11 protein-coding genes are annotated in these 9,382 nt (G+C 73.2%); 10 read left to right on the plus strand and 1 reads right to left on the minus strand.

What is annotated here, in order from left to right; all coding sequences use genetic code 11:
• The first annotated feature begins 67 nt into the window (after positions 1–67).
• The 10 genes from AC2TEW_RS32280 to AC2TEW_RS32325 all read left to right on the plus strand — a co-directional run bounded on the left by AC2TEW_RS32280 (position 68) and on the right by AC2TEW_RS32325 (position 7,618).
• The gene (locus AC2TEW_RS32280; protein ID WP_033825160.1) at positions 68–370 is read left to right on the plus strand and encodes an urease subunit gamma; all 303 of its coding nucleotides are present in this window, start codon (positions 68–70) and stop codon (positions 368–370) included.
• The gene (locus tag AC2TEW_RS32285; protein WP_484626832.1) at positions 367–678 is read left to right on the plus strand and encodes an urease subunit beta; all 312 of its coding nucleotides are present in this window, start codon (positions 367–369) and stop codon (positions 676–678) included. The genes AC2TEW_RS32280 and AC2TEW_RS32285 overlap by 4 nt, the downstream gene beginning before the upstream one ends.
• Positions 671–2,413: an urease subunit alpha gene (locus AC2TEW_RS32290; RefSeq protein ID WP_484626833.1), complete on the plus strand. Its 1,743-nt coding sequence runs from the start codon at positions 671–673 to the stop codon at positions 2,411–2,413. The genes AC2TEW_RS32285 and AC2TEW_RS32290 overlap by 8 nt, the downstream gene beginning before the upstream one ends.
• Complete coding sequence (locus AC2TEW_RS32295; RefSeq protein WP_484626834.1) at positions 2,414–3,091, plus strand: urease accessory protein UreF; 678 nt, start codon at positions 2,414–2,416, stop codon at positions 3,089–3,091.
• A complete protein-coding gene (ureG, locus tag AC2TEW_RS32300; RefSeq protein ID WP_484626835.1) occupies positions 3,081–3,782 on the plus strand; it encodes an urease accessory protein UreG in 702 nt (233 codons plus the stop codon). The genes AC2TEW_RS32295 and ureG overlap by 11 nt, the downstream gene beginning before the upstream one ends.
• Positions 3,766–4,503, plus strand: a complete 738-nt coding sequence (locus AC2TEW_RS32305) for an urease accessory protein UreD (RefSeq protein ID WP_484626836.1) — start codon at positions 3,766–3,768, stop codon at positions 4,501–4,503. Before ureG ends, AC2TEW_RS32305 begins: the two co-directional genes overlap by 17 nt.
• A 98-nt stretch (positions 4,504–4,601) precedes the next feature.
• Positions 4,602–5,189, plus strand: coding sequence for a hypothetical protein (locus AC2TEW_RS32310; protein ID WP_484626837.1), 588 nt, complete (start codon positions 4,602–4,604; stop codon positions 5,187–5,189).
• Positions 5,190–5,378: 189 nt separating this feature from the next.
• Entirely contained in the window at positions 5,379–6,500 is a 1,122-nt protein-coding gene (locus tag AC2TEW_RS32315) for a hypothetical protein (RefSeq protein WP_484626838.1), read from the plus strand.
• A gap of 222 nt (positions 6,501–6,722) precedes the next feature.
• Positions 6,723–7,151, plus strand: coding sequence for a DUF4240 domain-containing protein (locus AC2TEW_RS32320; RefSeq protein WP_484626839.1), 429 nt, complete (start codon positions 6,723–6,725; stop codon positions 7,149–7,151).
• A 218-nt stretch (positions 7,152–7,369) separates the two neighbouring features.
• A complete protein-coding gene (locus AC2TEW_RS32325; RefSeq protein WP_484626843.1) occupies positions 7,370–7,618 on the plus strand; it encodes a transposase in 249 nt (82 codons plus the stop codon).
• A 443-nt stretch (positions 7,619–8,061) separates the two neighbouring features.
• Here the strand turns inward: AC2TEW_RS32325 and AC2TEW_RS32330 are convergent, their stop codons facing one another.
• On the minus strand, positions 8,062–9,018 hold the full coding sequence (locus AC2TEW_RS32330; protein ID WP_484626844.1) for a cytochrome c oxidase assembly protein: 957 nt from the start codon (positions 9,016–9,018) through the stop codon (positions 8,062–8,064).
• Positions 9,019–9,382: the final 364 nt, after the last annotated feature.

The raw sequence follows: 9,382 nt of genomic DNA on the forward strand, positions 1-9,382 counted from the left end.
GGGGAGCGCTCGGGGCACAGTGCGGTGCCCGCCCCCACCGTGACCTTCCCACCCGAGGTGCGCGCCGATGAAGCTCACCCCCCACGAGCAGGAGCGCCTGCTCGTCCACGTCGCCGCCGACGTGGCCCGTGCCCGCCGCGCCCGCGGCCTGCGGCTCAACCACCCCGAGGCGGTGGCCCTGATCACCTCGCACGTGCTGGAGGGTGCCCGGGACGGCCGCACGGTCGCCGAGTTGATGGAGTCCGGCCGTCAGGTGCTGGGCCGCAAGGACGTGATGGAGGGGATCGCCGAGATGATCCCGGACGTCCAGGTGGAGGCGACCTTCCCGGACGGGACCAAGCTGGTCACCGTGCACGGGCCGATCCTGTGACGCCCGGTGAGATCCTCCACGGGGAGGGGGAGATCGGCCTCAACGCCGGCCGGCCGGTGACCCGGCTGACCGCCGTCAACGCGGCCGACCGCCCGGTGCAGGTCGGCAGCCACTACCACTTCGCCGAGGCCAACCCCGGCCTGGAGTTCGACCGCCGGGCCGCGTACGGCCTGCGGCTGAACGTCCCGGCGGGCACCGCCGTCCGCTTCGAGCCGGGCATCCCGATGGAGGTCGAGCTGGTCCCGATCGCCGGCCGCCGCGAGGTGTACGGGCTGCGCGGCGAGGTCGCCGGGGCGCTCGATGGCTGACCGCCCGGCGCGCGCGAGCGGCCACGCGCTCCATCTCTCCCGTGAGCGCTACGCCGACCTGTACGGCCCGACGGTCGGCGACCGGATCCGGCTGGCCGACACCGACCTGCTGATCGAGGTGGAGGAGGACCGCAGCGCCGGCGGCGACGAGGCGGTGTTCGGCGGCGGCAAGGTGATCCGGGAGTCGATGGGCCAGTCCCGGGCCGGCCGGGCCGACGGCACGCCCGACACCGTGATCACCGGCGCGGTGGTGCTCGACCACTGGGGCATCGTCAAGGCCGACATCGGCATCCGGGACGGCCGGATCACCGCGCTCGGCAAGGCCGGCAACCCCGAGACCATGGACGGCGTCCACCCGGAGCTGGTGATCGGCCCGGAGACCGAGGTGATCTCCGGTAACGGAAAGATCCTCACCGCCGGTGCGATCGACGCCCATGTGCACTTCATCTGCCCGCAGTTGGTGGACGAGGCGCTCGCCTCCGGTGTCACCACCCTGATCGGCGGCGGCACCGGCCCGGCCGAGGGCAGCAAGGCGACCACCATCACCCCCGGCCGCTGGCACCTGGCCCGGATGTTCGAGGCCATGGACGGCCTGCCGGTCAACGTCGGCCTGCTCGGCCGCGGCAACACCGTCAACACCGAGTCCATGCACGACCAGCTGCGCGCCGGGGCGCTCGGCTTCAAGATCCACGAGGACTGGGGGGCGACCCCCGCAGCGATCGACGCCTGCCTGCGGGTCTGCGACCTCACCGGCGCCCAACTGGCCATCCACACGGACACCTTGAACGAGGCCGGGTTCGTCGCCGACACGCTGGCCGCGATCGCCGGGCGGGGCATCCACGCGTACCACACCGAGGGCGCGGGCGGCGGCCACGCCCCCGACATCATCACCGTGGTCGCGCAGCCCAACGTGCTGCCCAGCTCCACCAACCCGACCCGCCCGCACACCGTCAACACCGTCGACGAACACCTCGACATGCTGATGGTCTGCCACCACCTCAGCCCGCACGTCCCCGAGGACCTGGCCTTCGCCGAATCCCGGATCCGCCCGTCCACCATCGCCGCCGAGGACGTCCTGCACGACCTGGGCGCGATCTCCATCATCAGCTCCGACTCCCAGGCGATGGGCCGGATCGGCGAGGTGGTGATGCGCACCTGGCAGACCGCGCACGTGATGAAGCGGCGCCGCGGCGCACTGCCCGGCGACGGGCGGGCCGACAACCACCGGGCGCGCCGCTACGTCGCCAAGTACACCGTCAACCCGGCCGTGGCCCAGGGCGTGGACCACGAGATCGGATCGGTCGAACCGGGCAGGCTCGCCGATCTGGTGCTCTGGTCGCCCGCCTTCTTCGGGGTCAAACCCGACCTGGTGCTCAAGGGCGGCCAGATCGCCTGGGCCCAGATGGGCGACGCCAACGCCTCCATCCCCACCCCCCAACCCCTGCTGCCGCGGCCGATGTTCGGCGCCACCGGACGCGCCCCGGCCGCCAACTCGTTCAACTTCACCGCCCAGGCCGCGATCGACGACGGGCTCCCGGAACGGCTCGCCCTCGGCAAGGAGTTCCGGCCGATCCGCAGCACCCGGGCCGTCACCAAGGACCACATGGTCAACAACACCGCCCGCCCCGACGTCCGGGTGGATCCCGACACCTTCACCGTGACCATCGACGGCGAGCCGGTCACTCCCGCCCCCGCCACCGAACTGCCGCTCGCACAGCGGTACTTCCTGTTCTAGATGGCCACCACGCCGATGCCGCCGGTGGCCGCCGTGCTGCTGCTCGCCGACGGCCGCTTCCCGGCCGGCGGCCACGCCCACTCCGGCGGCGCCGAGGCCGCCGTCAAGGCCGGCCGGATCCACGACGTCCCGAGCATGACGGCCTTCCTCACCGGCCGCCTGCACACCACCGGGCTGGTCGCGGCAGCCCTCGCCGCCGCCGCGGCCGACCCGGACGCCGACCTCGACGCGCTGGACCGGGCCGCCGACGCCCGCACCCCCTCGCCCGCCCAGCGCGCCACCAGCCGGCGCCTGGGCCGCCAGCTCCTGCGCGCGGCCCGCGCCGCCTGGCCGCACCCCGCCCTCGACACCCTCCACCACCGCCACCCGCGCGGCGCCCACCAGAGCGTCGCGCTCGGCGTCACCGCGCACGCCGCCGGACTCGGCCCCGGCCAGGCCGCCGCCCTCGCCGCGTACGAGAGCGTCAACGGCCCGGCCACCGCCTGCGTCCGGCTGCTCGGCCTCGACCCCTACCAGGTCGCGGCCGCGCTGGCCCGGCTCGGCCCGCAGCTGGACGCGGTCGCCGCCGACGCGCTGGCCGCCGCCCGGACCGGCGACCTGCCCACCGCCTCCGCCCCCCTGCTCGACATCCACGCCGAGCAGCACGCCTCCTGGAAGGTGCGTCTCTTTGCATCGTGACCACGTCGACCTCCACGACGCCCCCGCGCACCACGGCTACACCGACCACCGCACCGGCCACGACTGGCGCCGCGCCCTGCGGATCGGCCTCGGCGGACCGGTCGGCTCCGGCAAGACCGCCACCGTCGCCGCGCTCTGCCGCGCCCTGCGCGACGAACTCTCGCTCGCCGTCGTCACCAACGACATCTACACCACCGAGGACGCCGAGTTCCTGCTGCGCAACGCCGTCCTGCCACCCGAGCGGATCATCGCCGTGGAGACCGGCTGCTGCCCGCACACCGCCATCCGCGACGACATCTCCGCCAACCTGGAGGCCGTCGAAGAACTGGAGGACGCACTCGGCCCGCTCGACCTGATCCTGGTCGAATCCGGCGGCGACAACCTCACCGCCACCTTCAGCCGCGGCCTGGTCGACCACCAGATCTTCGTCATCGACGTCTCCGGCGGCGACAAGATCCCCCGCAAGGGCGGCCCCGGCGTCTCCACCTCCGACCTGCTGGTGATCAACAAGACCGACCTCGCCCTCCTGGTCGGCGCCGACCTCGGCGTGATGGCCCGCGACGCCGCCGCCCAGCGCGGCGACCTGCCGACCCTGTTCTGCTCCCTCGCCGCCCCCGACGGCGTCGACCCGATCGCCGCCTGGGTGCGCGCCCGGCTGCACGCCTGGACCGCCGTTGACCAGCACGCTTGAGGCGCTCGCCCGGATCGTCGCCGAGCCGGACGGACGGGGCGGCACCGCCCTGCCCGTGCTGGCCGGCGCCGGTCCGATCGCGCTGCGCCGCACCCGCGGCCACCGGGTCACCATGATCGGGTCGATGGCCGCCCCGCTCGGCGGCGACCGGCTCGCCGTCCGCGCCGAGCTGCGGCCCGGCGCCGTCCTCGAACTCACCAGCGCCGCCGCCACCATCAGCCTCCCCGGCCCGCAACCCGGTCCCGCCCGGCTCACCGTCGACCTCACCGTCGCGGAGGGCGCCCGCCTCGACTGGCTGCCCGAGCCCGTGGTCGCCGCCTCCGGCAGCCACCTGGTGATGACCACCCGCATCACGCTCGCCCCCGGCGCCGCCCTGCGCCTGCGGGAGGAGCAGGTCCTCGGCCGCCACCACGACCACGCCCGCGGCGCACCGCCCGGCCGCCTCACCTCCCGGCTGACGGTCCACCAGGCCGGGTACCCGATCCTCGACCAGCAGACCGACCTCGGCCCCGGCGCCCCCGGCTGGGACGGCCCCGCCTCCCTCGGCGGCCACCGCACCCTCGGCCAGCTGCTCACCGTCGGCCTGCCCGCACCCCCGGCGCCCCCGCCCGGCACCGACGCCGCCCTGCTCACGCTCCCCGGGACCGCCGCCACCCTCCTCACGGCCCTCGCCCCGGACGCGCTGGCCCTGCGCCGCCTGCTGACCGTGCCCGCGGGCTGATCCTGTCCGTCGGCTGGTCCTGTCCTCGGCTGGCCCAGCTCGTGGGACGACTGCCCGTCTGGGCTCGGCTGTCAGTGGGACGGCCTACGGTCCGGACCATGGGGATCTACCTGGTGAGCGTCGGCGGGTCGGAGTGGTTCGACGAGGGCGAGGAGGGATGGGCGGTGGCCGCCGCGGCCGTCAACGCCGAGCTGGTGCGGCGCGGGCAGCCACCGTACGTGGACGTCCCGGAGGAGCCGGCCTTCGTCCGGGGCTCGGGGCAGGCCTTCGAGGAGAAGCTGGTCCCGCCGATGGCCGGGTTCCTGGCGCTCTGCGAGGCGCAGCTGACGCCGGAGCAGACCGACACCCTCTGCGGCTGGTCGGTGCTGCTGCCGGTCTCCCTGGCGGACGAGTTCCAGGTGCCGCTGGAGGCGGACGATCCGGAGCTTCACCTGGTGGCCGGGGCTCCGCAGGTGCTGGCGCTCGCGGAGCGGCTCGCCGCCGCCGTCGGGCTGCCCGCGGAAGTGCCCCGGACGTGCGACAACCTGGATCTGACGAACTGGTTCCTGGACGGTGCGGCCCGGGAACTCGCCGCCACCCGCCCGGGCCCGTGGACCGCCGACCTGGACGCGGCCTTCTACGTCGCGCTCTTCCTGCGCGCCGCCCAGCACTCGATCCGGCGCGGCTGCCCACTGGTGCATTCGTAACCGTCCCGGCCGGGGCACCGGATCCGTCCGGCGCGGCACCACGGGATCCCGTGCGGCGGGCCGCCCGGCCGAAGTGATGGTGTGGTGCTGAGCGTCGGGCTGGTCGCGCTGCCTCGGACCGTCCTGGAAACCGATTGGCCGGCCGCTGCCGAGCTGCGATGATGCCTCCGTTTCCCAGACGGAGGACATTTGTTCGTTTTCGTGTGCGCGGGGTGCGGCGCCGAGCTGACCACCCCGCTGACCCAGGTCGCCCTGCCGGTGCACGCCCATCAGACCTACGGGAACGGGACCCAGCTCCCGGTGCTCATGGAGTCGGGCACCTTCGCCGTGGACCCGGAGCCCTGGGGACCGCCGTGGCGGACGTGGGAGGAGATCCACCCGAACGAAGCGACCGCCCGCGGTGTCCATGCGCCGGTCCCTGCCCTCTCCGACGGCGCACCGGGCGCGATCGTCATCGCGCCCGGCGACGCCCGCCGAACCGTCCTGATCCCGGAGAATCGCGGAGGCGGCTACTGCTGCGGCCTTGACGGGACCGGCGGCCCCAACGTCGCCTGCATGGAGTGTGCCCTGCCCGTGGCGAGCCGGATCGACGACTGCTCGCTCTGGCAGGCGCTCTGGCTCGCCCCGAACGCGGTACGCCGTCTCCCTGTTGGCGGCGCCGATCCCGCACCACTCTCCTGGACGGACCTGATGGCGGAAGGGAAGGGGACACCCCCCTTCGCGCCCCTCGCTGCATGGGGGTCGCGAGCGGGGGCGGGTCACTGGCCGAACTACTGGTGGTCGTGGAGCCCGCAGTGGGAGGCGGCTGCGGGCAGGGCGCTCGCCCACCTGCTGGTGGCTTCGGAAGGCCGACCGGTGATCGTCTCGGACGGCCTGGTCGGAGAGGTGTTCCAACGCTCGCTCGACGCCCTGCTGCCTGCGGGGCCACCGCCGCGGCGCGCCGCCCTGGCCGGACCGGGGCAGCCTTCTCCCCACAGGGGCACCGACATCCTCCTCGTGCCGACCCATCCGCAGACGGGGGAGATCTGGGCCCCGGCCGACCCGACGGCGTACCCGGTGCCACTGCCGTTCGGGGTGTGGTGGTGGATGGTCTCCCCCGAGCCGGACTCGCCCGTTCCCGCGTCGGGCAACCTGCCGGCCGGCGTCCTCCGTGACGACTTCGACACGCCCGCGCTGCTCCCCGGGCGCCTGTTCCGGGCCGACCCGGGCGTGTTCCGACACACCCTGGCCCGGCTGCCGGCCGTCCGCGAGCCGTGGCTGCGCGAGCTCCTCGACGGCCTCTCGCAGCACAGTCGCGCGGGCCTCTTCTAGTCTGCAGCGACGGACACCGGCCGCTCGGGTCCGCCTTGCAGAGTCGAGCCGTCGTCGAAAGCGCGGTCCGGTCAGGGGCGGGCGAACAGATCGGGAGCCCGAGCGCCACTCACCGGGCACAGCTCACGGAAGTGATGCTGTTGGTGATCTTCATCAGTTCCACAGCAGCACCCAGATGGCTCGGTGGTCGGGAGTGTCTGTCCGCTGCGTCATGCTCGCCCTGTGAACGAAGACACCTTCTGGCAGCTCATCGAAGACTGCAGGCCCGCAGGACCTGACGCTGAGGCCGAACTGCTCGCCGCCAACATCACCGAGCGCCTGGCCCGATCCTCGTTGTCGCTGGTCACGGGCTTCGCGGAACAGCTGTCCTGGGCGCTTTACCAACTGGACCGCAAGGAGTACGGACAAGACCTGTCGGGGGACGCCTTCCTCTACACGCGCGCCGCGGTCGTCGCCGCAGGCCGAGCGGTATACGGCAGGGTCCTGCAGGACGCTTCCGCCTTCGCCCCGTTCGTCATCGACCACATTTGGGCCGAGAGCCTGCTCTACACGCCGGACCGTGCATTCGAACGCATCACCGGCGAGGAGTGGGGCCGCGATACGCGCTACTCCTTCGAGTCGTACTCGAATGCCGAGGGCTGGGCTGGCTGAGCGCCGGATAGAGACGAAGGCCGCCGGGATCTCCACCGAAGCGGGTGGGGATCCCAGCTTTCCCGGCCGCTGGCCATGTCTGCGTGCTGTCCTTGCTTGGAGGGACGGGCTGTTCAGCGGGGGTGGGCTGCGGTGGCGACGGGTTCCTGGCCCGGCGGGAGATCCCGGCGCTGACCGCGCGGATGGCTCGGGCGAGCAATCCGCGGGGCACGGCGGCGATGTGGGTTCGGGATCACCTGGAAGGTCTGTTCACGGACGACGACTTCGGGGAGTGGTATCCCCCCGACGGGCGTCGTGGTCCGTTGCCGGTTCGTCCGGTGCTGGTTTCGGTGCTTCAGTACGCGGAGAATCTCACCGACCGGCAGGCCGCCGAGGCCGTCCGGTGCCGGTTGGACCGGAAATTACTGCCTGGGGCTGGAGTTGGACGACCCGGGCTTCGACTTCTCGGTGCTGAGCGAGTTCCGTGACCGGATGGCCGAGGGCGATCAGGCGGACCGGCTTCTGGCGGTGATGGTCGAGCGTCTGACAGAGGCTGGGTTGGTCGAGCGGCGCGGGCGGCAGCGGACCGACTCCACGCACGTCCTGGCGGCAGTGCGGCGCCTGGACCGGATCGAGCTCGTCGGGGAAACCCTTTGCGCGGCCCTGGAGGAGCTGACCGCCGCCGATGAGGAATGGGTCTCCGCCCTGGTCACAGACGAGTGGGCCCGACGTTACGGCACGACTTCCTCAGGGACGGGAGCCCAGGGCAGACCGGATCCGGCGACGGCACGTGTCCCCTGGTCGTCGGTGGAGGAAGTTGAGCCAGAACCCGATCTCGTGGGCAGCGCCGGATCCCGCGGTCCGCCGGACGCGCCACGGGCCCCGTCCCACCCGGAGGTGGAAGGGGGCCCGTGGCGCGGTGGGTGCCGGCTCAGCCGGCCTCGGCCTGGCGGCCGCGCCGGTCGAGCGAGGCCAGGTAGGCGTTGTAGGCGTTCAGCTCGGCGTCGCCGTCGCGGTCGGCGGCGCGGTCGCGGCGACGGGCCTGGCGCTCCTCGGACTTGGCCCACTGGAGGGTCAGTGCGATCAGCACGATGGCGGTCGGGATCTCGCCGAACGCCCAGGTGATGCCGCCGGCGATCTTCTGGTCGTTCAGCAGGTCGGTGCCGGGCGGCGCGGTCGCGGCGGTGAAGGTGGTGACCAGCGGGTGGGTGGCCATCATGACCGCGACGCCGAAGAAGGCGTGGAACGGCATCCCCATGAACAGCTCGATGATCCGCATCACGAAGCCGGGCCGGTGCGGCCCCGGGTCGACGCCCATGATCGGCCAGAAGAACAGCATCCCGACCGCCAGGAAGTGCACCATCATCCCGATGTGCCCGAGCCGGTACTGCATCAGCAGGTCGAACAGCGGGCTGAAGTACAGCGCGTACAGGCTGGCGATGAACAGCGGGATGGTGAAGGCCGGGTGCGAGATGATCCGCACGTACCGGCTGTGCAGCAGCGCCACCAGCAGTTCGCGCGGGCCCTTGCCGCTGCCCTTGCGGGCCGGGCGCAGCGCGCGCAGGGCGAGCGTGATCGGGGCGCCGAGCAGCAGCAGGATGGGGGAGAGCATGCTCAGCACCATGTGCTGGATCATGTGGGCGCTGAACAGCACCATGCCGTAGTCGTTCAGCCCGGTGTTGGTGACCAGGACCAGGGTGCCGATGCCCGCCACCCAGGCGATCATGCGGCCGACGGGCCACCGGTCGCCGCGGCGCCACAGCCGTACGGCGCCCGCCGTGTACAGGCCGAGGGCGACCAGGGCGCCGATCAGGAACGGCCAGTCGGGTGACCAGCTGAGGCTGGAGGAGAGGGTGAACGGGCCGAGCGTGGTCCCGTGGTGGTGCATTCCTGCCATGCCGTCGCCCATCGGCGCGTCCTGCTTTCCCTCGTGGTGCGTCGGGCGGGCCGGCCCCGGGCGGGTCCGGTTTCCTCCGTTTTGCTTCGGACCCACCCTAGGCGGGGCTTAACCGCGGCCCGTACCCGCCCCCGGACCCGCGGCCCGTACCCGCCCCCGGACCCGCGGCCCGGACCCGCCCCACCGCATGCGCCGCCCGGACCAGCCGCCCCGCCCGTCCCGGTGGTCAGGCGGCGCTGCGGTACTGCATCCGCAGGAACCCGTCGAAGACCCGGGCGCCGAACAGCCGGCGGGTGTGCACCAGCGCCTTCGCGGCGGGCGTGACCAGGTAGCGGGTGCGCGGGCGGGGGGGGGG

The sequence above is a fragment of the Kitasatospora sp. NEAU-CNBT7 genome (assembly GCF_057220535.1).

Excerpts from the sequence above, each read along its gene's own strand:
- AC2TEW_RS32330 (WP_484626844.1), bottom strand. The coding sequence starts at position 9,018 with ATGCACCACCACGGGACCACGCTCGGCCCGTTCACCCTCTCCTCCAGC.
- AC2TEW_RS32280 (WP_033825160.1), top strand. The coding sequence starts at position 68 with ATGAAGCTCACCCCCCACGAGCAGGAGCGCCTGCTCGTCCACGTCGCC.
- AC2TEW_RS32290 (WP_484626833.1), top strand. The coding sequence starts at position 671 with ATGGCTGACCGCCCGGCGCGCGCGAGCGGCCACGCGCTCCATCTCTCC.
- AC2TEW_RS32325 (WP_484626843.1), top strand. The coding sequence starts at position 7,370 with ATGTGGGTTCGGGATCACCTGGAAGGTCTGTTCACGGACGACGACTTC.
- AC2TEW_RS32310 (WP_484626837.1), top strand. The coding sequence starts at position 4,602 with ATGGGGATCTACCTGGTGAGCGTCGGCGGGTCGGAGTGGTTCGACGAG.
- AC2TEW_RS32295 (WP_484626834.1), top strand. The coding sequence starts at position 2,414 with ATGGCCACCACGCCGATGCCGCCGGTGGCCGCCGTGCTGCTGCTCGCC.